Origin of the sequence: Myxococcus llanfairpwllgwyngyllgogerychwyrndrobwllllantysiliogogogochensis (assembly GCF_006636215.1) — a bacterium.
GTDB classification, from domain to species: Bacteria; Myxococcota; Myxococcia; order Myxococcales; family Myxococcaceae; genus Myxococcus; species Myxococcus llanfairpwllgwyngyllgogerychwyrndrobwllllantysiliogogogochensis.
Map to the genome: position 1 here is coordinate 1 of NZ_VIFM01000003.1, position 23388 is coordinate 23388.

Annotated in this window: 17 protein-coding genes; 10 read left to right on the forward strand and 7 right to left on the reverse strand. The window is 70.7% G+C overall.

The features are described 5' to 3' along the window. Both FJV41_RS01035 and FJV41_RS01040 read right to left on the reverse strand, forming a co-directional pair. Window positions 1-2089: site-specific recombinase (locus tag FJV41_RS01035; RefSeq protein ID WP_141640485.1), on the reverse strand; the 2089-nt coding region annotated here is incomplete at its 3' end. A 106-nt stretch (window positions 2090-2195) separates the two neighbouring features. Continuing rightward, entirely contained in the window at window positions 2196-2771 is a 576-nt protein-coding gene (locus FJV41_RS01040; RefSeq protein WP_141640486.1) for a Tgt2/MlaC family protein, read from the reverse strand. Window positions 2772-2999: 228 nt separating this feature from the next. Here FJV41_RS01040 and metK point away from each other — a divergent pair, with 228 nt between their 5' ends. Then, on the forward strand, window positions 3000-4181 hold the full coding sequence (gene metK / locus FJV41_RS01045) for a methionine adenosyltransferase (protein ID WP_141640487.1): 1182 nt from the start codon (window positions 3000-3002) through the stop codon (window positions 4179-4181). Window positions 4182-4265: 84 nt separating this feature from the next. Here metK and FJV41_RS01050 read toward each other — a convergent pair whose 3' ends face one another. Beyond that, complete coding sequence (locus FJV41_RS01050; RefSeq protein WP_141640488.1) at window positions 4266-5084, reverse strand: penicillin-binding transpeptidase domain-containing protein; 819 nt, start codon at window positions 5082-5084, stop codon at window positions 4266-4268. A gap of 316 nt (window positions 5085-5400) precedes the next feature. Between FJV41_RS01050 and FJV41_RS01055 the strand changes: the two genes are divergently transcribed. Next, window positions 5401-8148 carry a CHAT domain-containing protein gene (locus tag FJV41_RS01055; protein ID WP_141640489.1) on the forward strand — a complete coding sequence of 916 codons (2748 nt, stop codon included), beginning with the start codon at window positions 5401-5403 and terminating at the stop codon, window positions 8146-8148. Window positions 8149-8190: 42 nt separating this feature from the next. Continuing rightward, window positions 8191-8829 carry a hypothetical protein gene (locus tag FJV41_RS01060; protein ID WP_141640490.1) on the forward strand — a complete coding sequence of 213 codons (639 nt, stop codon included), beginning with the start codon at window positions 8191-8193 and terminating at the stop codon, window positions 8827-8829. Between the two features lie 66 nt (window positions 8830-8895). Here FJV41_RS01060 and FJV41_RS01065 read toward each other — a convergent pair whose 3' ends face one another. Both FJV41_RS01065 and FJV41_RS01070 read right to left on the reverse strand, forming a co-directional pair. Then, window positions 8896-10491, reverse strand: a complete 1596-nt coding sequence (locus FJV41_RS01065; RefSeq protein WP_141640491.1) for a TIGR02996 domain-containing protein — start codon at window positions 10489-10491, stop codon at window positions 8896-8898. 28 nt (window positions 10492-10519) lie between these two features. Next, a complete protein-coding gene (locus tag FJV41_RS01070; protein WP_141640492.1) occupies window positions 10520-10990 on the reverse strand; it encodes a YchJ family protein in 471 nt (156 codons plus the stop codon). 124 nt (window positions 10991-11114) lie between these two features. On the opposite strand from FJV41_RS01070, the gene FJV41_RS01075 reads away from it, so the two are divergent. After that, on the forward strand, window positions 11115-12008 hold the full coding sequence (locus FJV41_RS01075; protein WP_141640493.1) for an undecaprenyl-diphosphate phosphatase: 894 nt from the start codon (window positions 11115-11117) through the stop codon (window positions 12006-12008). 13 nt (window positions 12009-12021) lie between these two features. Beyond that, window positions 12022-12645 (forward strand): NUDIX hydrolase, encoded by a 624-nt coding sequence (locus FJV41_RS01080; RefSeq protein WP_141640494.1) that lies wholly within the window; start codon window positions 12022-12024, stop codon window positions 12643-12645. Here FJV41_RS01080 and FJV41_RS01085 read toward each other — a convergent pair. Together FJV41_RS01085 and FJV41_RS01090 are read right to left on the reverse strand one after the other, a co-directional pair. Beyond that, window positions 12636-14054, reverse strand: coding sequence for an MBOAT family O-acyltransferase (locus tag FJV41_RS01085; protein WP_141640495.1), 1419 nt, complete (start codon window positions 14052-14054; stop codon window positions 12636-12638). The two genes, FJV41_RS01080 and FJV41_RS01085, sit on opposite strands and share 10 nt — an antisense overlap. Window position 14055: 1 nt before the next feature. Next, a complete protein-coding gene (locus FJV41_RS01090; protein WP_141640496.1) occupies window positions 14056-16935 on the reverse strand; it encodes a GDSL-type esterase/lipase family protein in 2880 nt (959 codons plus the stop codon). A gap of 124 nt (window positions 16936-17059) precedes the next feature. Here FJV41_RS01090 and FJV41_RS01095 point away from each other — a divergent pair, with 124 nt between their 5' ends. From FJV41_RS01095 to FJV41_RS01115, 5 genes are all read left to right on the forward strand, one after another. Then, window positions 17060-18124 carry a mannose-1-phosphate guanylyltransferase gene (locus FJV41_RS01095; RefSeq protein WP_141640497.1) on the forward strand — a complete coding sequence of 355 codons (1065 nt, stop codon included), beginning with the start codon at window positions 17060-17062 and terminating at the stop codon, window positions 18122-18124. 200 nt (window positions 18125-18324) lie between these two features. Then, window positions 18325-20268, forward strand: a complete 1944-nt coding sequence (locus tag FJV41_RS01100; protein WP_141640498.1) for a protein kinase domain-containing protein — start codon at window positions 18325-18327, stop codon at window positions 20266-20268. 240 nt (window positions 20269-20508) lie between these two features. Further along, entirely contained in the window at window positions 20509-21879 is a 1371-nt protein-coding gene (locus tag FJV41_RS01105) for a phosphomannomutase/phosphoglucomutase (protein ID WP_141640499.1), read from the forward strand. Window positions 21880-21881: 2 nt separating this feature from the next. Then, window positions 21882-22433 carry an NADPH-dependent FMN reductase gene (locus FJV41_RS01110; RefSeq protein WP_141640573.1) on the forward strand — a complete coding sequence of 184 codons (552 nt, stop codon included), beginning with the start codon at window positions 21882-21884 and terminating at the stop codon, window positions 22431-22433. Window positions 22434-22447: 14 nt separating this feature from the next. Continuing rightward, window positions 22448-23380, forward strand: coding sequence for an ROK family protein (locus FJV41_RS01115; RefSeq protein ID WP_141640500.1), 933 nt, complete (start codon window positions 22448-22450; stop codon window positions 23378-23380). Window positions 23381-23388 lie beyond the last annotated feature (8 nt).

The window sequence follows — 23388 nt, forward strand, 5'->3', positions numbered from 1 at the left end:
GGAAGAACGAGCGGGGGTCGGCGAGGAAGCGGACCCCCACCGCCCGCAGGAAGGGCAGGGCCTCTCCCAGGGGGACGTCACGGGCCCGGACGGCCACGCCCAGGGCCAGCGAGAACGACACGGTGAAGTTCATGACCCCGATGAGCCCCACGCCCACCAGGGCCATGAGGAAGTCGGGTTGGAGCACCGCCTGGGGGCCGAGCGCGCCCCCGGCCATGGCCAGCGAGCCGAGCGCGAAGGTGACGTGACGGACGTCCAGGGGCAGCCCGAAGAAGCGCCCGAGTACGCTCATCAGCGCCAGCAGGAAGCCCAGCGTCACGTTGACGCCCAGGCCCGACGCCGCGTGGACCAGCCCGTCCGCGAGCCGCTGCGCGCCGCCCACGCCCAGGACGCGGCGCAGCATGCGGTGGTGGGCCAGGGCCTCCGGCAGTCGCCGGTACACCACGAAGTTCTCCATCCACCCGCCCGCCACGCTGGACAGCCAGAGCAGCACGCCGGTGAGAGCCGCGTATGGGAGCGCGCCGCTGCGCCAGGGGTGCATGGAGGCCACCGTGGCCTGGGCCTTGGCGGGGGAGAGGAAGGGCGTGCCCCGCGCGGCCTGCCACGCCAGGGCCAGGGCCACCGCGGCGGGCAGCACGCAGCCCAGGTTGCCGGTGAAGGCGGCGAGCTGCGAGCGGGTGATGCGGGGGATGATGTCCACCAGGCTCGACAGCCGGTCGCCCCGGGCGCCCTCGCCCACCGCGCCCGCCAGCGTGGCCGCCGTGACGGAGGGCTGCTTGGTGGCCAGCGTGAAGCCCAGGGCCTGGATGAGGAGGAAGGCCACCGCGTAGTTGAGGCCCACGGCCAGAAACGAGAAGAACGGCGCGAGCGCCAGCGCGGTGAGGGCGAACTTGAGGGCCACGGCGACGGCCGTCACCAGCCCGCCGCCCGCCGCCGAGTGCACCATGGCGTGGAATTCCGAGCGGGTGCTGGTGATGTAGTGCTCGCCGGAGTGGCCCGCGCGCTCGATGATTTTACGCGCCAGCATCCGCACGTTGCGCCGCACCAGCTCGCCCACGGAGCGGTCCGCGTGCGCGCGCCGCAGGAGGTCCGACAGGAGCCCCAGCGCCTCGCGCCAGCGCGGCTCACCCCGAGGCGCGCCCAGCACGCGGGCGATGGCCTCCATGCGCTCCAGGCTCCGGCGGATGCGCTCCAGCCGGTACACCAGGTCCACGCTGACGCCCGAGGCCTCCAGGTGCCGTGACACGCTGCCCACCACGAGGCGGCAGTCGTCCACGCACGTGGCCAGGTCCCTCATCGTGTCCGCCGCCGCGTCGCGCGCCAGCACCGCGTCGCACACCATCCGCAGCCGCAGGAAGGGCGAGGCGCGGAAGGCCGTCTCCGGGGCACGCTCCCTCACGTCCTCCATGGTCCCCAGCGCCGCTGTCTGCACCGCCAGCAGCATCAGGGCGTCCAGCAGGTCCGCGCGCACGCGGGCGGCGGGCACCGGGTCCGGCGGCCGGGGCTCGCCCACCAGTGACGCGAGCTTCGCCAGCAGTGCGGGCGACAGCAGCGCCAGCCACACCGCGTCCTCCGGTACGGGGAACAGCCGCAGCAGGAGCTCCGACAGCTTGCCGGGCTCCGGCGGGGAGGGGAGCAGCGTGCGGGCCAGCCGGTCGGACGCCTCCGACAAGAAGCCCTGGCCCGCGGGCAGGCCCACCTGCGCGAAGAGCTTCAGGCCCCGGCTGCCATCACAGACGGCGGAGACCAGGTGCGTCACCGCGGCCCGCATGGCCGGTTCGCCCTCCATGATGCGCACCATCAGCGACAGGCGGGTGTCGGCGGGGGGCGCTTCCGGCTCGGTGGCGTCCACCAGCCCGTGGGCGGGGATGCGCTCGCGCAGCCACGCCATCCAGCGCTCCACCCAGTCCAGCCGCGACTCCAGGCCGTCCTCGGGCACGTCGCGCAAGAGCCGGTACAAGTCCCGCACCGCGGGGTGCCCGGGCGCGCGCGGCGCGTACTGCACGCAGAACGCGTCCACCTCCCGCTCGGAAGGAGCGTGGGAGGTGCGGCTCACGGAGAGCTGAGCGGAGGAGGAGGTGGTGGTCATCGACCCGACGAGAGGGGAGGGCGAGACTACGCCATGCGTCGCCCCCTCGGAACCCCTCCGACGGCCGAGGGCCTGGTGGCCCGGCCGTCGGGAGTGGGCGCGGCGACTACTTCTTCGCCAGCTCCTGCCGCATGCGCCCCAGCAGCAGGTCCCATCCGCCCTGGGCCAGCAGCGGCTGCACCTGCGTGTCGCGGATGTCCTGGAGCATGGAGGAGCCGAGCACCGTCACGTCCACGACCTTCCACGCGGCGGCGTCCTTCACCAGCCGGTACTTGAGCTTCATCTCCTGCGTCTTCAGCGGGTGCTTGATGAAGACGACCGAGTCCACCGTGGCCTCGTTGCCCGTCACCTCGGCGGGGGAGTAGACGATGTCCTCCAGCGACTTGAAGTTCTCCCGCACGCGCGGGAAGGCGATCTTCGCGAACAGGCCGTGGAAGAGGGTGACGAACTCCTTGCGCTGCTCGTCGGTGCCCTTGGCCCACGCGTCGCCAAGCAGGTACTTCCCCTGCTCCTCACCCCCGAAGAGCTTGAGGGCCGCCGCGTCGCGCTCGTAGCGCACGGACGTCACCACCGTCTTCACCGGCTTGACGACAGGGTCGTCCTTCTTCGGGGCCGCGGCGAGGGCGGGCATGGACAGGGTGAAGGCGACCAGGAGGGAGAGGGTACGGAAGCGGGCGTTCATGTCGGGCGAGTCCTCCACAGGGAATGCTCGGCGTTCTGTTAGCCCAGGAGAACGCTGGGCGCTTCGCGAAATTCAACCCCAGACGCCTGGCGGGCGGGCACCATGCCCGGTCGCCCTGCATGTCGGACACCCGAATGAAGCGGCCCGGATGTCTGTTTGACTCCCTTGGGACCACACTTTAGTGTCCGCCCGCGCGCGCGGTATGCGCCCCCCTTGCACTGAGACGACATGCCTACCGACTACCTGTTCACGTCCGAATCCGTCACCGAGGGCCACCCGGACAAGATCGCCGACCAGATCTCCGACGGTGTCCTCGACGCCATCATCGCCAAGGACCCGCAGGCGCGGGTCGCCGTGGAGACGCTCGTCAAGACGGGCCTCGCCATCGTCGCCGGTGAGGTGACGACGAACACCTACGTGGACATCCCCAAGATTGTCCGCAGCACCATCTGCCGGATTGGCTACACCGACAGCTCCATGGGCTACGACGGCAACACCTGCGGCGTCATGGTGGCCATCGAAGGGCAGAGCCAGGACATCGCCCGCGGCGTGGACAACAAGAAGGAGCAGGGCGCCGGTGACCAGGGCATGATGTTCGGCTTCGCGTGCGACGAGACGCCGGAGCTGATGCCCGCCCCGCTGCACTACGCCCACGCGCTGACCCGCAAGCTGGCGGACGTGCGCCGCAAGCAGCACGACTGGCTTCGTCCCGACGGCAAGAGCCAGGTGACGGTGGAGTACCGCGAGGGCCGCCCGGTGCGCATCGACGCGGTGGTGGTGTCCACCCAGCACTCGGACGACGTCTCCAACAAGAAGATCCAGGAGGCCATCCGCGAGGACGTCATCGCGAAGGCGCTCCCCAAGAAGCTCATCGACAACAAGACCAAGTTCTACATCAACCCCACGGGCCGCTTCGTGGTGGGTGGCCCCATGGGCGACTCGGGCCTCACCGGCCGGAAGATCATCGTCGACACCTACGGCGGCATGGGCCGTCACGGTGGCGGCGCCTTCAGCGGCAAGGACCCGTCCAAGGTGGACCGCTCCGCCGCGTACATGGGGCGCCACATCGCGAAGACCGTCGTGGCCGCGGGCCTGGCGACTCGCTGCGAGGTGCAGGTCTCCTACGCCATCGGCGTGGCCGAGCCCGTCAGCGTCATGGTGGAGACCTTCGGCACCGCCACGGTTCCCGAGGAGCGCATCGCCAAGGCCATCCGCAACACGTTCGGCCTGAAGCCGCGCGAAATCACGGAGCACCTGGACCTGCTGCGGCCCATCTACCAGAAGACCGCCGCGTACGGGCACTTCGGCCGCACGGAGAAGGAGTTCACCTGGGAGCGCACGGACAAGAAGGACGCGCTCCGGGATGCGGCGAACAGCACCTCCACGGGTCGTCGCCTGAAGGTGGTCTGAAACCCGCGCCTTCGCCCCGCTGATGGGGGCTGACGCGGGACCGAGATGGGCCGCTTCCCACCATGGGGGCGGCCCATCGTCGTTTCAGAGCAGCCCGTGCGCCTTGAGCGCGTCGATGGCCGACGCGAGTGCCGGCGAGCGCGACGGGGCCTTGCCCGTGGGAGAGCGCACGGCGCTGACGAAGACGTGGCGTCCCTTGGGCGAGGCCACGTGGCCCACCAGCCAGGTGACGTCACCGGACTTGTTCGGGTACCAGCCCGTCTTGGCGCTCAGCACCGCGCCGTCCTTCCAGGGGCCGCCCAGGTTGATGCCGTCGCGGACGCTGGCCACGGTGTCCGGCCCGTGCGTCATCGTGCCCTTCACCTGCTCCAGCACCTTCGGGCTGACGGGGAGCTGGCCCCGGAACATGCGCGCGAGGAAGTCGAGCTGCTCGTCGGGAGAGATGCGCAGCGGGCCTCCCAGCCAGAAGAGGGTGATGTCGCCGGAGGCGTCCCGCGTGCCGTAGTCGAAGCGGCCGAGCCAGTCCTCCATGCGCTCGCGGCCCAGCTGCTTCGCCGTGCCCTGGAAGAACCACACCGCGGAGCGGCGCATGGCCGTGTCCAGCGTCTGGTCCTGGTTCCACATCGCGATGGAGTGCTTGGTGCCATCCCACTTGTGCACCTCGTCCACGCTCGCCACGACGCCGGTCTCCAGGGCGATGAGCGCGTGCGGCACCTTGAAGGTGGAGGCGGGCGGCAGCCGCGCGGCGCACTTCACCGCGTCGTTGCGAGTGACCTTGCCTGTCTCCAGGTCCATCAACAGGAAACAGCCCGGGTGGGCCGCTGGAGCCTTCGGCGCGGCGGCGAGCGCGCTCGTGGTGGCGAGGGTGATGAGGGCGAGCAGTGTCGAGGGGCTGCGGGACATGGGGCTCCGGTTCCGCGCGACGTGGGCCGAGCTTCGCGCGTTGGGGCCGGGGCGAGAGCAAGGCTCGCGCCAGGGCTCGTTGCGAGGCGCGTGAGTTGGAACCCGTAGGTCGCGTGGTCCTCCGGACACGAAGCCGTGGCGCCTCGTCCACGGGCTCGTGGCTCGAAGCCCGCGCGCTCGTCAACATCGACCGCGCTCGCGTCGCGGCGGCATCGCGATGACGAAAGAAGCGGCGTAGCGTCCCGGCGGGAAGATTCTGGCGACCCGCCGTTGGGTGGGCATGGGCTGCCAGGGCACATACGCGGGGAGTACGGCGGTGGATGACGGGTCCTGGTCCTGGATTCCGCGGCCGAGGTGGGCCGCGCTCGTGGTGGTGGTGGGTGTCGCGGGAGCCGCCGCTGTCGTGGCCGGCGTGCGCTCGCGGCAACGTTCCGAGCCTGTGTCGCCGGAGCTGTTCCTGACGGGCGCTCCAGTTCGCACGCTGGAGGCGCGGGTGAGTTATCCCGGCGCGGATGTACACCGTCCCTACGGACCGCTGCGCTCGGGGGATGCCGGCGGGCCGACTCCCGCGCCGCTGCGTGAGCTGGCGCGGCTGGAGGCCGAGGGCGACATGCAGGGGCTCGCGGCGGCCTATCTGGTGCGCCGCGACACGGAGCTGGCGGCGCCCTATCTGGCGACGGCGGGGACGTCTCCGGACGTGGACAGTGACAGAGCCATCATGGCGTTGGACCAGGGAGACTCCGCCACGGCGCTGGCGCTGTTGGAGGGCGTGCTGACGGCGCGGCCGACGCATGCGCAGGCGCTGTGGAATCGGGCGCTCGTGCTGCGAGACCTGGAGCTGTGGGCACTCGCCGCGCTGTCTTTCGACGCCGTCGCCGCGCTGGGGGAGCCGGGCTGGGCGGTGGAGGCGAGGACTCGCGCGGACGCGGCGCGCGCTCGGCTGATGAGCACGGAGGACTGGCGCAAGCCGTCGGCGCTAGGACAGGCGCTGGTGACTCAGGGCGAGCCCGTGTCCGCCGAGGTCCTCCAGGCGCATCCCGGCATCTTCCGCATGTTCCTGTACGAGGCCATCCGCGCGGCGCCTTCGCTGGAGCGGCTGCACGCCCTGGAGTCGGTGGCCACGGTCCTGGATGCTCGCGACGGTGGCACGGTGCTGCGAGATGCCCTCCGCTGGGCGAGCGGACGGGACTTCCACGTCCGCGCGCCCCTGGCCCGTCGCTACCTGGAGCTGTACCGCACGCACGAGGTCGCCGGGGGGCTCGCCGCGTTCCTGGACGAGCTGCGGCGCGCTGGCGAGCTGGACCTGTACCTGGGGGCTTTGGTGCGCGAGGGGAAGGTGGCGGAGCGCCTGGACGAACTCACCCCGCTCGTCGCGCGATTGGGGGACCCGTGGTTCACGCTCCTGCTGGAGCACGAGCGCGCCAGGGTGGCCATCTCCCGAGGAGAGCTGCTCCAGGCGGAGCAACACCTCCTGGCCGCTGCCGCGCTCTGCCAGGAACATCCATTGGGTTACCGCTGCATCCCGATTGAGTCGGACCTGGGCGACCTCTATCGCCAGCTCCACCGGCTGGCGGAGTCCCATCGTCACCTGCAGGCCGCGCGCGCCCTGTACCGCACGGACCCGAGGTGGGGCGAGGCGCAACTGCTGCTCCATCTCGGACAGCTCGCCCGCTACCAGGGTGATGGCGCGCAGGCACGGGCCTATCTGGAGGAGGCGCTCGCGCAGCGTCCCGAGGACTGCACCATCCGCCACTTCGTCCGCTCGAACGACGCGCTGGCCTTGCTGGGGAATCTGTCCGTGGCGCCGGCCCGGGAGCGCATGCGTGAGGCGCTCTCCTGCAAGACGCCCCTGCTGCTCTCGGGCGCGAAGACGCTCGCGGACCTGGCGCGGTTGGGGCCGGACCCGGAGCAGGATGCTCGGCTCGTGGCGGGGATGTCGGAGCGGCGCCAGCAGGGGACGCTCACCCCGGGCGAGGCGGCGCTGCTCACGCACATCGAAGGGCGCTTCCTCGTGGAGCAGGACAGGGTGCGGGGCGAGGCGTTGCTGCGGCGGTCCATCGCCGAGGCGCAGCGCCTTCCCTCCACCAGCGTCGATGCGCGCAAGGCCCGCGCCTACAGCTACACGTCCCTGCTCTTCGCGGCGGCCCGGGCCGGAGAGTCCGAACAGGCGTTCCGACTCTTTGGAGAGGAGCTGGGCGGCCCGCTTCCCGAGCGGTGCGTCCTGGCCGTCACCGTGGATGTCGAGCGGACCCTCGTGCTGGCGCGAGGACCGGAGGGGCAGCTCGTGGAGCATCACGATGCCAGCCGCCGCGCGCCCCTGGATGAGGAGCTTCAGGGACTCGTGCCCGAGTCGGTGACGACGATGCTGCGAGCCTGCCCGGCGGTGGAGGTGGTGGCGCGTCCTCCGCTTCATGGCCGAGCGGGGCTGCTGCCCGAGGATGTGGCGTGGGCCTACCATGTTGTCAGGCCAGGGCCGGCCGTACCGGCACCGAGCATGGGACGTCGGTTGGTGGTGGCGGAGGTGCAGGCGCCCGCGTCGCTGGGGCTGCCAGCGCTCGGCGGGTGGGCGGGGCTGCCCGGGGATGACGCCACGATGTTGCTGGGACGGCAGGCCACGCCTTCACGCGTGTTGGATGCGATGGCGGACGCCACGCAAATCGAGGTCCATGCCCACGGGCTGATGAACCCGGATGTGTCCGAGGCGTCGTTGCTGGTGCTGTCGCCCGAGTCGAACGGTCGCTATGCGCTCACCGCGGGCGAAGTGCGTGCGACGAAGCTGCGAGGCCAGCCCCTGGTCATCCTGGCGGCGTGCCGGGCCGCGCATGGCGTCACCTGGACATATGAGCGCTTCAGCCTGCCCGTCGCCTTCCTGGATGCGGGGGCGCGCACCGTGCTCGCGGCGACCGTGGACGTGCCCGATGCCGAAGCGGGACCTTTCTTCAATGCGGTGCGTGAGCGGATTCAGCGTGGAGAGCGCGCGGCCAATGCCCTGCGAGATGTGCGGATGACGTGGATGCGGCGAGACCCTCGCAGTTGGGTGCGCTCCGTCCTGGTTTTTGAATGAAGGCGGGATGGGCCCGCCTGGTTCGAGTGGAGGGGGAAGACAATGAAGAACATGAACAAGTGGATGATGTGCCTGGTGCTGGTGGGGGCGGTGACGGGGTGCCGCACGATGGGCTCGCGACCGACGCCGAGTCCGTGCCCCGAGCCCGGCCCGATGCCGAAGACTCCCAAGGTCCAGCCGCTGCCGCCCAACGCGCAGCTGCCCGAGGGCGCCACCCAGATGGTCGTCGGGCTGTGCCCCCGCACGGGCAAGTTCCTCGCGCTGGGCGTCAACCCTGGCGGGAAGACCTTCGCGTACGCGGTGTCGGGTGACCGTGCCTCCAGCGACGCGTTCTTCGCGAACGTCCGCCGCAAGGGCATCCCCACGACGACGTTCACCGCGCCGGTGAGGGTCCGGAGCGGGGGCTCCGTGGGGACGGACGCCGTCGACGCGGGCTCCAACCCTCAGCAGGGCAATCAGGGAGGAGGCGAGGAGCAGAGCGCGCCACCTCCGTATGACCCCTGCACCAACCAGTCCGACGAGATTGGCGACAAGCCGCCGCCGGACCCGACGGATGAGGGGGGAGCGGTGCCGGATGGCTTCGCGGCCCTGGCCTGGAGGACCGCCAATGCCGTCGATGACACCAGCGACCCCTCGCCCGCGGCCACTGCTCCGCCGGCTGGAACGACGGTGCCCCGCTAAGCGCGGATGAAGGGACGAGGCCCGGAGCTGTCACGCCGGGCCTCGTCGTAGTTCCTCGCAGGCGCGTCAGGTCTCCAGCGTGCCGCCGAGCGCCTTCACGCGTTGCTCGATGTCCGCCTTCACGTCCGAGCGCAGCTGATGGGCCATGGTGAGCTTCGAGCGCTTGAGCCGCGCGATCTGCTCGAGTCCGGCGACGAGGTCGTCGCGCACGAGCTCCTCGTAGGGCTCGTTCATCTTCGTGGTGAAGAGGTGGACCGCGTGCTTGCCATCCGGCTCGCGCACGAAGCGGAAGCCGCAGCTCCAGTCCTTGGTGTCGTTGCGCACCAGTCGGAAGGTGAGGTCAGGGACCTTCAGCGTCGGCACGAGCGAAAGAAACTCCAGCGCCGACGACGGGATTTCGGCGCTCACGTAGATGCGAACCTGGAGTCGCTCCATCCGAGACACGAGCGGTGTCGCCAGGAAATCGGAGACCCACCCGAGGAAGAGGAAGAGGTCCAGGTGGCGCAGCGAGGGGAACGCGCTGGTGTCCTTGCCCACCTCCGTCCAGGCGTCCACCGCGCCACGCACCAGCAGGGACTCGAGCCGGGGCATCTTCGCCAGCGCTCGGAGCCCCACGTCGGTGTTCGCGAGCGAGCGCAGCGACTTCATCACCGGGTCCGTGGTGATGTCGTAGTCGCCGCGACCTTCCAGGTGCTCCACCGTGGCCCACAGGGGATGGCCGATGGTCTTCTCGATGGCGCTCTGGGTGGCGCGCGCGTTGCCCTGCTTCAGCGCGGCGTGGGACAGGAAGCCCCGCGTGAAGACGCAGTCGGGCTTGAGCGCCTCGTCGAGCGGGCCGAGCAGCTCCTTCCGGGCGCTCTTGAGAATCGCCTGCTCCCGCTTGCGCTCGGCGGCGGTGAGTGGGCGCCGGGCGGCCTCGAGCTGGAGCGCGATGAGCTCGCCGCGAGGGTGGCCCTGCTCCAGCAGCACGTCGGCCAGCACGGCGCGGGCCTCGTCGTCCTCGGGCTTCGCGAGCACCTGGGCCAGCAATGCCTCCGCGTCCGCGGCGTTCCGGGGCTTCGGTGGCGCGGCTTCCTGGAGGGCCGCGTCGAACCCGGCGAGGACCTTCACGTCGTCGGCGTGAAGCTCGGCGTCCTTCGCGGCCTCGAGCCCGGCGCGAATCCGGTCGACGTGGCCGGCGAGGAACTCCTCGAAGTCATCCTGTTTGTCGTAGCCCGCGCGTGCCTTCAGCATCGAACTCGCGGCCTGGGCATCCCGGACGCGGCGCGCCAGGGGGGCCAGCCGTGTCCAGTATGGACGGGCTCCGGTGCTGGTGAAGGGCGGGTCCACGAACTGGCTCGCGACCCAGCGGTCGATGCGCGGGTCCTCGGGCCAGTCCGCGAGCGTCTCCAGCCGGGGCCTCCCTTTCACCGAGCCCTTGTCGAGCAACGCGGCGAGCAGCGTCGTGAGGTTCTTCGCGTCGGGCTTCTTAGCGAGCGCATCCCAGTCCTTGGGCGGAGGGATGTCGCCGGAGAGCTTCTGTCCCACGGTGACGATGCGGTCGGCCAGCGCGGTGTGGGGCGCGGCGCGCCACGCGGCGAGCAGGTCGTCGAGGACGCGGCTCCAGTCGTGCTGGCTCGCGGCTTTCAGCAGGGAAGACAGCTTCGAGGTCGCGGTGGGCATCGAGGGTCCTTCGAGGCGCGGAGCTGGCCTACCTGGGAAACGTCGCGAGCGTGAGGGACTCGGGCGGGACGGTCAGCTCGCGGAGCATGAGCGTGTCACCGGAGAGGTAGCGCCAGCCGGTGCCGTCGTGGCGGAAGTCGGAGCGCTCCACGAAGGAGCGGTCCTTGCCCTTCTCGAACACCTTCGCGAAGAAGAGCACCTGCGCGGTGCCCTGGGCGTCGGGGGCCTGGCGGTCCATCACCACCAGCTTGGGGAACTGGTGGGCCTGCGCGAAGGCGCGCAGCTCGCGCACCACGACGTCCTCGGGCCGCGCGCGGTCCGGGTGGCTGGGGTGAAGTGTCTTCCACAGGTACGTCGGCTCGCGCTGGGCGAAGGCGGCGTAGCGGCTGCGCATCAGTCGCTCGGCGTCGGGCGGTTCCGCTTCGCCCCGGTGGAAGGGGGCGCAGCACTCGCGGTAGCGCAGTCCGGAGCAGCAGGGGCACGGAGGGGCAGGGGGCATGTCGCGGACCCGAGCCTACCTGGACCGAGGGGGAAGGGGGACGCCGCGTGCTCGCCCCGCCACACACGCGGAGGTTCGCCCTTGCTGGCGGCGGTGTCCGGGCATACATCCGGGGACCGCGCCTATGAGCCTCCTTGAAGCCATCGTCCTGGGACTGGTCCAGGGTCTCACCGAGTTCTTGCCCATCAGCTCCACCGCCCACCTGCGCATCGCGCCGGAGCTGTTCGGGTGGAAGGACCCGGGGGCCGCGTACTCCGCGGTCATCCAACTGGGCACGGTCGCCGCGGTGCTCATCTACTTCCGCAAGGACATCGTCTCGCTGGTGACGGCGTTCTTCCGGGGGCTTGCGAAGCGCGAGCCCTTCGGCACCGTGGAGTCCCGGCTGGCGTGGTTCGTCCTGGTGGGCACGCTGCCCATCGGCCTCTGCGGCCTGGCCTTCAAGAAGGCCATCGAGACGCAGTTCCGCTCGCTCTACGTCATCTCCGGCAGCCTCATCATCCTGGCCATCATCCTCTTCGTGGTGGAGAAGCGCGCCTCACACCAGCGGACGCTGGCCGACATGACGTGGCGGGACGGCATCCTCATCGGCCTGTGGCAGGCGCTGGCGCTCATCCCCGGCTCGTCGCGCTCGGGCACGACGCTCACGGGCGGCCTGTCGCTGGGGCTCAAGCGCGAGGACGCGGCGCGCTACTCGTTCCTGTTGTCCATCCCCGCCACTTCGCTGGCGGGCATCTTCGAGCTGAAGCACCTGTTGGAAGCCACCGAGCGGCCCAGCGCCGTGTCGCTCTGGGTCGGCACCCTGGTGGCGTTCGCCTCGGGCATGGCGGCCATCGCGTGGTTGTTGAACTACCTGCGCTCGCGCACGACGCTGGTGTTCGTGGTGTACCGCGTGGCGCTCGGTCTGCTGCTCCTCGGGTTGCTCCAGGCGGGCGTGCTCAAGCCGCTGTCGGGCGTGGAGAACGTGGACGTGCCTCGCGAGCCGGGGAAGCAGCAAATCGAGAAGCAGATCACCGACTAGGGAGGCTGGCGTCGTGAGCGTGGAGGCGTTGTTCCAGGGGGTGGAGGCGCGGCTGTCGACGCGTCCGGCGCGCAATGTGGACCTGCCGGGGCTCGTGCTGCGCGAGGCCTCCGTGCTGGTGCCGCTGTTCGAGCGCGACGGCGTGCCGCACGTGGTCTTCACCCGACGACCCGCCACCCTGCGCACCCACGCCAATCAGTACAGCTTCCCGGGCGGAGGCCGCGACGCGGAGGACCTCACGCCGCTGCACACCGCGCTGCGCGAGACGGAAGAGGAGCTGGGCATCGACCGGCGCGGCGTGCGCGTGCTGGGCATGCTGGACGAGGTGCCCACCATCTCCCAGTACCGCGTGCGCCCCTTCGTCGGCGTGATTCCGGGCGACGGCAAGTACCAGCCCAGTCCAGAAGAGGTGGCCTTCATCCTGGAGGTGCCACTCGTCGCCCTGATGGACCCTGCCATCCTCCGCGTGGAGCGCAAGGAAGTCTTCGGCGCCGAGCGGGACTTGTACTTCTACACGTACGACTCCCACGTCATCTGGGGAGCCACCGCGCGCATCCTCCGCGACTTCCTGGGGCAGCTCGCGCAGGTGCCCGGCCTGGAGTCCGTGCTCGCCGCGCCCGGACGCCGTCAGAACTGAAGGTACACGTACGGCCGCGTCTCCACGGCGGACAGGTGGCGGATGCCCAGGCCGAGGACGACCAGCGCCACGGCGCGCACCGGCACCGGCATCCGCACGAACAGCTCCGACGTCACCGTGTAGAGCTTCATCGGCACCACGTGGAAGAACACCGCCGCCGCCAACATGCCCCACACCAGCGGGCTGACGTTGGCGATGCCCGGCACGCCCTCCATCATCCGCGCGTAGAACTCACCCGCGTGCGTCATCGTCTTCGCCCGGAAGACGACGCGTGTCAGCACGACGATGGTGAACGTGGCCAGCATCCCCAGGGCGATGCGAGGGACCCCCGGCTTCTCCGGCTTGCCCACCCACCACTCCCAGCACCGTGACAGGCCCAGCACCGCGCCGTGCACGCCGCCCCAGACGGCGAAGCGCCAGTCCGCGCCGTGCCACAGGCCGCCCAGCACCATCACCGTCATCAGGTTGAACAACACCCGAGGCTTCGACACCCGGTTGCCGCCCAGCGGCCGGTACAGGTAGTCCCGCAGCCAGGTGGACAGACTCATGTGCCACCGGTTCCAGAACTCGCCCAGGTTCTTCGCCAGATACGGCCGGTTGAAGTTCTCCGGGAACTTGAAGCCGAACAGCGCCGCCACGCCCAGCGCGATGTCCGAGTAGCCCGAGAAGTCGTAGTAGAGCTCGAAGGTGTAGGCGATGGCCGCGACGATGCACTCGGCGGAGGCGTACTTGTCCGGCGAGGCGAACACCGGGTCGACAATGCCGCTGCCCAGCACGTCCGCGATGACCAGCTTCTTCACCAGGCCCACGGCGATGCGGAACATCGCCTGTCCGCCTTCTTCCGGCGTCAGCGTGGGCACGTCCTTGAAGCGCGCCATCAGCTCCGACGCGCGGACGATGGGCCCGCTCACCACGCGCGGGAAGAAGAGCATGTACAGCAGGTGCTCGATGAACGAGTGCTCGGAGCTGGCCTTCCCCCGGTACACGTCCACCGTGTAGCTGATGGCCTGGAAGACGAAGAACGACAGGCCCAGCGGCAGAATCAAACTGAACGGCGTCTCGCGGACGTGGAGACCCCAGGACTCGGGCACCAGCTCCAGCGCCGTCTTGCGCAACAGCTCCAGGTACTTGAAGCCCGCGAGCAACCCCAGGTTCGACACCACCGACAGCGTGACGAACAGCTTGCGCACGCCCTGCGACGTCGCGCGTCCCATCCCCTTGACGAGCAGGTGGTCCACCGTGACGCCGATGAGGAAGATGATGAGCGGGAAGGGCGTGAAGGCCGCGTAGAAGTAGACGCTGGCCACCAGCAGCACCAACAGGCGCGGCCAGTAGTGACGGTGCACCGCCCAGTACAGGGCGAACACCGCGATGACGAAGACGAGGTACTGGAGGCTGTGCGACAGCACGTCAGTTCCCCTCCATGCGCGCGGTGGGCTCGGTCTTCTTGCGCAGCTCGTACGCCGCCAGGAAGTCCCGCGCGAAGCTCGCCGCCAGCCGCTCGTAGCCTTCCGGCGTCAGGTGCACGCCATCCGCATGGCCCAGCACCGGACGGGCCCGCTGCCAGCGCAGCATCGCCCGCTCGCCGCCCATGGCCGCGCGAGGAGACCAGTAAGCGCAGCCCGCGTCACGCGCCACCCGAGGCAGCGTGTCCAGCACCGCCGCCAGCGCGGGCGCCTCCGTCCAGCGGCCATTCGCGTCCTGCGCCAGCCGGTCCGTGGGGCCCATCAACAGGCACTCGGCGTTGCCGGTGGCCTTGCGCAGGCGGGCAATGAGCGCGGGGTAGTCGTTCGATATCGCCGCCGCGTCCAGGTCCGCCTTGCCCGCCTCGTTGGTGCCGTACCAGAAGACGAGCAGGTCCGGACGACGAGAGGCGAGCTGCGCATCCACCGCCGACGCATCCATGTCCCGCAGCGTGGAGGCCATGGCCCCGGGCAGCCCCAGCGCGTCCAGCACCACGCCCGGCGTGTCGTACTCCAGCGCGGCGCCTAGCACGGTGACCCCACTGCCCTCCGGCGCCACCACCTCGACTTCGTGCGACGCGCCCGTGACGGGGAAGGAGCGGATGCGCACCATCGGCGCGGAGAGCGGCTCCGGCAGCGGTGCGTCCGGAGGCATGGCCTCGCCGTCCACCCGGATGTCTGGAGCCTTCGTGTCGGGCGCGTCGAGCGCGTACAGGTCGAGCCGCCCGGTCAAGGTCTTCGCGTCCTTGCAGTCCTTGCAGAACTCGATGCGCAGCTTCGCGCCCGGCGCGCCCACGGCGCGGATGCCCGTGAGGCCCCACAGTCCGCCCGGCGGTGCCTCCATCGCGTCCTCCACCGTCCAGTCGCCCACCAGCTCGCGGGCCACGCGCGCGTTCTCGAGCCGCGGCGAGGACTTGCCCGCGGCGATGAAGCCCCGGCCCGCGTCACCGAAGCGCTTCGTCAGCACCCCGCGCACCGCGTCCGTGAAGTAGTGCGACGCGGTATGCGACGCGCCGAGCTGGGCGATGCCCACGCGCAAAGCCTCGCCGGACTCGCGGCGGCGCAGCCGGTCGAACGTCTTCGTCAGCGCGGTGTCCGCGTCCCGCAGGCCCGGCGCGTCCGCCACCGGCACCAGCGGCGCGTGCACCTTCGCGAACCCTCGCTGCAGCGCCAGGTCGAACAGGTGGCCCAGCAGGTCGGAGCCCTTCGCGCGCGGGTGCACCAGGTCCTCCAACATCAACCCGGCCTCCAGCCACCGCAGGGCCGCGCCCTCGCCACCCATGGCGGTGTACGCATCCCAGAAGGCACAGCCACCCAGGCGCGCCTCCTCGCGGAAGATGTCGGAGACCTCCTTGGAGCCCCGGCGCGGCACCAGCTCGCCGCCCATGGTCCGCACGCCCGCGTCGATGGGCGACATGACGAGGCACGCCGCGTCCGGCACGTTGGCGCGCACGCGCGACACCAGCTCCTTCATCTGCGCGCGCACTTCCTCGAGCGTGGTCCGGTCTCTCGAGAAGAAGAACGCCTCGTTGCCGCCCACCATCAACACCACCATGGCCGGCTTGCGCTGACGAAGCTGCGCGCGGAAGGCCGCGGGCTGGGCGCGCAGGTACACCTCCGCCATTCCGCCCAAGAGGCCCACCGTGTCGTAGATGACGCCCGGCGTGCCCGTCTCCAGCGTCACGCCGTGCAGCTCCACCTTGCCGGACGTGGTGAGCGTCAGCGTCTTGGCGCCCTCGGGCAGGTTCACCCGCGCGAAGGCCGCCTCCGACTTCGTCTTGGAGAAGCCGCGCGTCTGGATGCGCTGCAGCGGCCGGCCATCCACGGAGAGCTGCACGGAGCCGCTGGAGGGCTGGGCGAGGAAGAACAGCTCCGCCACCCGCGAGCCCTCCACGTCATACTTCGTGTTCTGCGAGCCACCCGCCGAGGTGAAGGCCACACCCGTCCAGCCCACCCTGTCGCGGGGCCACTTGGTGTCCACCAGCCGCGCGATTTCCCAGCCGTCCGAGCCCCGTCCGGAGCGCGTCCACCGGCCCGCGCTGGCGGGGCGGGTGATGAAGAGGAAGCCCTTGCCGCCCGAGCCGAAGCGCTCCTGGAGCCTGTCCCGCACCACGTCGGTGATGTAGTCCGACGCGACGAGCGAGTCTCCCAGATGCACCACGCGCACCGGCGTGCGCCGCGTGTCCGCGCGCAGCTCCGTCAGCGCCCGGTGGAAGGGGGCGAGCCCGTCCTCCTCACAGGTGCCGTCCGCGCGTGCCTTGCGGCAGTTGGGCTCGATATCCACGTGCTGGGCGCTCATCCGCTCGCGCAGCGCCTCCAATTCCACGGCGCGCGCCAGCGAGGGGGCGCTCAATTCCTCCAGGCCGATGCCGGGCACGGTGGGCACCGCGGGCGTGGGCACCGCGTCCACGACCTCCGTCCCCGCGTCGTCGGCCGGGTCCTCTTCCGGCACGGCGCCCTGCTTGGGCGTGTCCGACGCCACCACCTCAATCTCCGGGGGCGGGGCGGGGCGGCCTCCGGTGAAGGACGCCGGCACCGCCAGCGCCACCAGCTTCGGGCCCAGGGGGCCTCGCTGGAGACTGGGCAGGGGGCGCCACGACTCCGGAATCGGGGCGAGCGAAAGCCCCAGCGCCAGCGCGACGGTGAGGGTGAGCGTCAGCCCGGTGGTTCTGGCCTTGAGGAAGTCCAACAGCGCGGCATGAGACTGGCTTTTCGGGGGCGGGTCAAAACTCTCGCCGCTCGGGGCCGCTTCATCGTCCGGGGGGCGGACAGGCGGGCGGTCTGGACTGGAAGGTGGGAGGCGCAACGGCCTGGACGGGGGCTTCATGGGAAGCGGCTCCCCTCTTTCCCGGAAAGGCCGAAACGGTATGGTGCGCCGCCATTCACGCTGGGGGAAGACCCTGGCGCCTCCCGCTGGCGACGAGCCGGCACTCGCAGGAGTCGTACCCCGCATGGCCCTCTACCCCGTCATCATGGCCGGTGGCTCCGGCACTCGCTTCTGGCCCCTGTCCCGTCAGGCGCGGCCCAAGCAGTTCCTGCCCCTGGCCTCCAAGCTGCCGCTCATCACCGACACCGCCGCCCGTCTCAAGGGCCTGTCGACGGTGAAGAACACCTTCATCGTGTGCGGCCCCCTGCACGCGAAGGCCGCGGCGAAGCTGGTGAAGGGCCTGCCCAAGGCGAACATCCTGGTGGAGCCGGTGGCGCGCAACACCGCGCCCGCGATTGCGCTGGCCGCCGTGCACGTGGCCGCCAGAGACCCGAAGGGCATCATGGTGGTGCTGCCCTCGGACCACCATGTCGCGGACGTCCCCGGCTTCAAGCGCACGCTGGAGGAGGCGGCCCGCATCGCGGAAGGGGGGCACATCGTCACCCTGGGCATCCAGCCCAACCGCCCGGAGACGGGCTACGGCTACATCCAGGTGGGTGACGCGCTCTCGGGTGGCGGCCGTTCCGTGAAGGCGTTCAAGGAGAAGCCCGACACGCAGACGGCCAAGGCGTACGTCTCCTCCGGCGAGTACCTGTGGAACGGCGGCATCTTCGTCTTCCGCGCCGACGTCATCCTGGCCGCCTTCGAGCAGCACATGCCGGAGATGAAGAAGGGCCTGGCCGCGCTGAGCAAGGCGGCGGGCAAGCGCACCTTCGGCCCGGTGCTGAAGAAGGTCTTCCCCAAGCTGCCCTCCATCTCCATCGACTACGGCGTCATGGAGAAGGCGTCCAACATCGCGGTGCTGCCCGGGGACTTCGGCTGGTCCGACGTGGGCTCCTTCGCGGCGATTCCGGAGGTCCGCCCCGCGGACGAGAACGGCAACGTCATCTCCGGTGCCTCGGCGGTGGTGGTGGACTGCAAGGGCTGCGTGGTGCTCGCGGACAAGCGCCCCCTGGCCGTCGTCGGCCTCACCGACGTGGTGGTGGTGGACTCCGGCGACGCGGTGCTGGTGGTGCCTCGCGAGAAGAGCCAGGACGTCCGCAAGGTGGTCGAGGCCCTCAAGGCCCGCAAGCTTCAGAAGTATCTGTAGGCGCAGGCGCCCAGTGTGCGCTGGAGAAACTTCCACTCTCGGGGCTGAAACATTTTCCGCTTCGTGGGTAACGGGTTTCCCCGGGTTCTCGTCCCGTCGGGAGGTTGTCCTGTCCAGTCGGTGACGAAGCGGGGGGTGCACGGGGGTTGCAGTGCCACCGCCGCCCGCCCCATCCAGGGGCGGCAGGGGCGGTGGCGAACATGGCATGCAGGCACTGCGCGGTGGAGCATCCGGTGGGTACGGGCTGTCCCCAGGCGCCGTCGCTGGAAGGGCAGCGTCACGGTCCGCTCGTGCTGCGCCAGCCGCTGGGGGCCGGAGCGCTGGGCACGGTGTACCTGGCCGAGCACCAGCCCACGGGCCATCGCTTCGCGGTGAAGGTGCTGCATCGGCACCTGGCCGCCCAGCCCGCGGTGCTCGCGCGCTTCCAGGCGGAGGCCCGGGCGCTGCGCGGACTGAAGCACCGCCACGTGGCCCGCGTGCTGGATGTGCGCCGGGGCCCCGAGGGACTGCCGTGCCTCCTCATGGAGTACGCGGAGGGTGAGCCCTTCTCGCGCCTGCCCATGCCGCTGGCCTCGGCGGAGGTGGTGCTGCTCCTGGCCCAGGCGCTGTGCGCGCTCGAGGCCGCGCACTCGCGAGGGCTGGTGCACGGGGACCTGTCCGCGGACAGCCTCATCCTGACGTGGGACTCGCGCGGTGAGCGGCAGGTGAAGGTGCTCGACTTCGGCACGCAGGCGGTGCTCTCCGCCAGCCTCTCTCCGGAGGAGCGCGCGTGCGGCATGGTGGTGGGCTCACCCGCCTTCCTCGCGCCCGAGCAGTGGGCGGGGGACGCGGTGGACGGGCGCACGGACCTGTATGCGCTGGGCGTGGTGGGCTACCTGCTCGCCACGGGGCGGCTGCCCTTCGGCTTCGGCCGCGTGGGCGGGCTTTCTCCCACCGAGCCGCATGTGCTCAACCCGCGGGTTCCTCCCGCGCTCTCCACGGTGCTGCTGCGCGCGCTGGCCCAGCGCCCCGGGGAGCGCTTCCCGAACGCGAGGGCCTTCCGCGAGGCGCTGCTGGAGAGCCAGGGCATCGGGCGACTGGAGCCCTCTTCGTCGACGCGCACACGCACGTCGAAGGGCGGCGTCTCCATCTTCGGGCACATCATCCCCGAGGACGGCGCCACGCCGCTGCACCTGGCGCTGAGAGACGCGGCGCATGGGAACGCCACGCCGACCGAGGTCAACCCGCCGCGCATGGAGTCGCCGCGCGGGCTGGGCGTCCGGCTGGGGCTGGCGACGGACACGGAGCTGGTGCCCGTGCGCGTGGGCGATGTGACGGTGGATGGCTTCTTCGCCACCTGGGCGGGCCCGCTGCCGGAATTGGCCTCGCAGCTCCCCGTGGAGCTGTCACTGGGGGGCCGCAAGGTGGCGTGTGACTGCGACGTGGTCCGCCATGTCACGAGTGAAGAAGCGCGGGCGTGGGGCGGGGCCTCGGGCCTCTATGTCCAGTTCGCGGGCGAGGCGGCGCGGGCGCTGCTGGGCCGCGCGCTGGGCGTGGGCGTGATGCCGGGGGAGTTGGACGCGGAGCCCGTGCCGGACGCGGAGCTGGGGCGGCTCTTGTCGCGCGCGGCCGTCGTGGCCAAGGACCCGTACGCCCTCCTGGGCGCGTTGCCTCACGAGGACTTCGAGCAGGTGCGTCGTCGCGCGAGCGCCGGGCTGCGCCGGCTGAACCTGTTCCGTCAGCGCGCGCTTCCGCTGGGGCAACGTCAGGCCCTGGAGTCGCTCCTGCGCCGGGTGGAGGCCGCGGGACGCGTGCTGGGCGAGCCCGTGTCACGCGCGGGCTTCGATGCCACGCGCGGCAACCTCGCGGGAGTGGCGCGCTGCCTCGACGCGGGCCTGTCGGAGCCTCAGGCGGACGTGCTGCGCAAGGCCTTCCTCGCGGCGCGTCCCCTGGCCGAGACGCGGGCCCGGGCGCTCTTCACCCAGGGGCATGCGTTGGAGGCGCGGGGTTCGCTGGACGCCGCGCTGGAGCGCTATGCGGAGGCCCTCTCGTTGGACCCCCTCAACGCCTCCTGGCTGCGGCACTACCAGGAGCTGCGCGGACGGGTGCGTCTGGCGGTCCTCCCGGCCGTCGAGGCCCCTGGCGTGGAGGCCCTCACGCACTGAGGGCCGTGTCTTCCGGGAGACCTTCCAGGGGGCGTGGAGGCCCGGCGTGGACCGCCGCCCGCCCGACAGGCGGGCACATCCAGGGGTTGATTGGCACCCCAGGGACTTGAAGGGCCCCCGAGGGGCCTCCGTTCAGCAGGTTGCGCCCCCGTCTCGGCGGGTGCCGGGAAGGTCGGGGCTCGTGTAGAGTCCGCCGCCCTCCGTCATGCCCTCCGGTCTTCCGAGGGCGGGGACACCTTCATGAACGCGCATATCTTCCGCGAGTACGACATCCGGGGTCTGGTGGACAAGGACCTCACCGCCGAGGTGGTGGAGCTGCTGGGCAAGGGCCTGGGCACCATCATCCGACGCAAGGGCGGCCGCTTCATCGCCGTGGGCCGCGACTGCCGCGAGTCGTCCACCCGCTTCCGCGACTCGCTCTGTGCCGGCCTGACGTCCACGGGCCTCAACGTCTTCGACGTGGGCGTCGTGCCCACGCCGTTGGTCTACTTCGCCGCCAACACCCTGCCGGTGGATGGCCTGGCCATGATTACCGGCAGCCACAACCCGCCGGAGTACAACGGCTTCAAGATTGGCGCGGGGAAGACGACCTTCCACAGCCACGAAATCCAGGCGCTGCGAAAGCTCATCGAGGCCGCTGACTTCGAGGTCTCCGCCACGCCCGGCACCGTCACCCCGTTCGACATCATCACCCCCTACAACCACTTCGTGAAGCAGACGGTGAAGGTGGGCCGCAAGGGGATGAAAATTGTCATCGACGCGGGCAACGGCACCGGCGGCGCCATCGCCGTCCCGCTGTTCGAGAGCATGGGCTTCGAGGTGGTGCCCCTGTTCTGCGAGATGGACGCGACGTTCCCCAACCACCACCCGGACCCGACGGTGGTGGAGAACCTCCAGGACCTCATCGCCGCGGTGAAGCGCGAGAAGGCGGAGGTGGGCATCGCCTACGACGGTGACAGCGACCGCATCGGCGTCATCGACGACCAGGGCAACATCCTCTGGGGTGACCAGATCATGGTCCTCTTCAGCCGCTACGTGCTGAAGGACAGCCCGGGCGCGGCCATCGTCGGCGAGGTGAAGTGCAGCTACACGCTGTACGACGACATCGCCAAGCGCGGCGGCAGGCCCATCATGTGGAAGGCGGGCCACTCCCTCATCAAGGCGAAGATGAAGGAGGAGCACGCGGAGCTGGCCGGGGAGATGAGCGGTCACATCTTCTTCAAGAACCGCTACTTCGGCTTCGACGACGCGGTGTACTCGTCCGCGCGCCTGCTGGAAATCCTCACCCACGAGAAGCAGAAGCTGTCCGAGCTGCTCGCCGACGTGCCCAAGACGTACGCCAGCCCCGAGCTGCGCTTCGAGACGAAGGAAGAGAAGAAGTTCGAGATGGTCAAGCGCGCCACGGAGACGCTGCGCGCGGCGGGCCACGACATCATCGACGTGGACGGCGTGCGCGTGACGTTCCCCGACGGCTGGGGCCTCATCCGCGCCTCCAACACGCAGCCCATCCTCGTCCTTCGCTTCGAGGCCAACACGGCCGAGCGCCTCAAGGAAATCCAGGCGCTCATCGAGGGCACGGTGGCCCGTGTGCAGAAGGAAGTGGGCGGGTGAGCATGTCGTCGCCTCGCATCCTCGCCATCAGCGGAAGCCTCCGGAACGGCGGGTTCAACCAGCTGCTCCTGGCGGTGGGCGTCCAGAAGGCCCGCGCGCTGGGGGCCGAGGTCGACGTCGTGGACCTCAAGTCGCTCGGCGTCCCGCTCTATGACGGCGACGTGGAGGCCCAGGGCCTGCCGGCGCCCGTCGTCGCGCTGCGCGAGCGGGTGGCCAGGGCCCAGGGCTTCCTCATCTCGAGCCCCGAGTACAACTCGTCCATTCCCGGCGGCCTGAAGAACGCCATCGACTGGGCATCGCGTGCGCCGGGCCGGTTGTTCCAGGGCAAGTGGGCGGCGCTCATGGGCGCGAGCCCCGGCAACTTCGGCACGTCGCGCATGCAGCCGCACCTGCGGCAGGTGATGTCTTCGGTAGGCGCGCTGGTGCTGCCCACCCAGGTGCACCTGGCGCGGGCGATGGAGGCCTTCACGCCCGAGGGTGCGCTGAAGGACGACGCGCGGAAGAAGGAAGTCGAAGCGCTGGTCACCGAGCTGTTCGAGCGCGTGAAGGGTTGAGAAAGGACACCGCCATGGCGACGCTAGGAATCGACCTGGGTGGGACGTTCGCCCGCGCCGCCGTGGTGGACGCGGCGGGAAAGATGCTCGCGTCGGCGAAGGTGGCCCTCGACGAGCGCAGCCCCACCGGGGTGGTGGAGACGATTGCCCAGGCGGCGTCCGCGGCGGTGAAGTCCGCGGGCGTCGTGGTGGGCGGCTGTGGCGTGGGCGCGGCCGCGCAGATTCACAAGGACTCCGGCGTGCTGTCGGTCGCCCCCAACCTGGGCTGGCGCAACGTGCCGCTGGGTCAGCTGCTCACGGACCGGCTGGGGCAGAAGGTGAAGGTGGTGAACGACCTGTCCGCCGCCGCCTGGGGTGAGCTGCACGCCGGCGCGGGGCGCGGCGCCCAGGATTTGTTGGTGGTCTTCGTGGGCTCGGGCGTGGGCAGCGCCATCATCGCGGGCGGACAGCTGCTGGATGGCGCGGGCGGCGTGGCGGGAGAGCTGGGCCACATCAAGGTGGTGCCGGATGGCCGACGCTGCGGCTGTGGTGAGCAGGGGTGCCTGGAGGCGTATGCCGGCGGACACAACCTCATCGCGCAGGCGCGGGAGCTGCTGGCGGCCGGGAGCTCGCCCGCACTGGCGGAGCTGGTGGGGAATGACGCCACGAAGCTCACGCCGGTGACGCTGGAGCAGGCGGCGGAAGCAGGCGACGCGGCGGCTCGGGAGGTGTATGAGCGGGCCGCGCGGTTCCTGGCGCTGGCGGTGGCCAACCAGGTGACGGTGTTGAATCCGGCGCGACTCATCCTGGGCGGTGGGGTGTTGAACCACTGTCCCGGCATGCGGCGCCGGGTGCTGGATGGTGTGCGGGCGTGGGCGTCCCAGACGTCCCGCGAGGGGCTGCTCATCGCCGACGCGGAGCTCGGTGACGACAGCGGCCTCATTGGTGCGGCGTTGCTGGCCGCGTGATGAGAGGA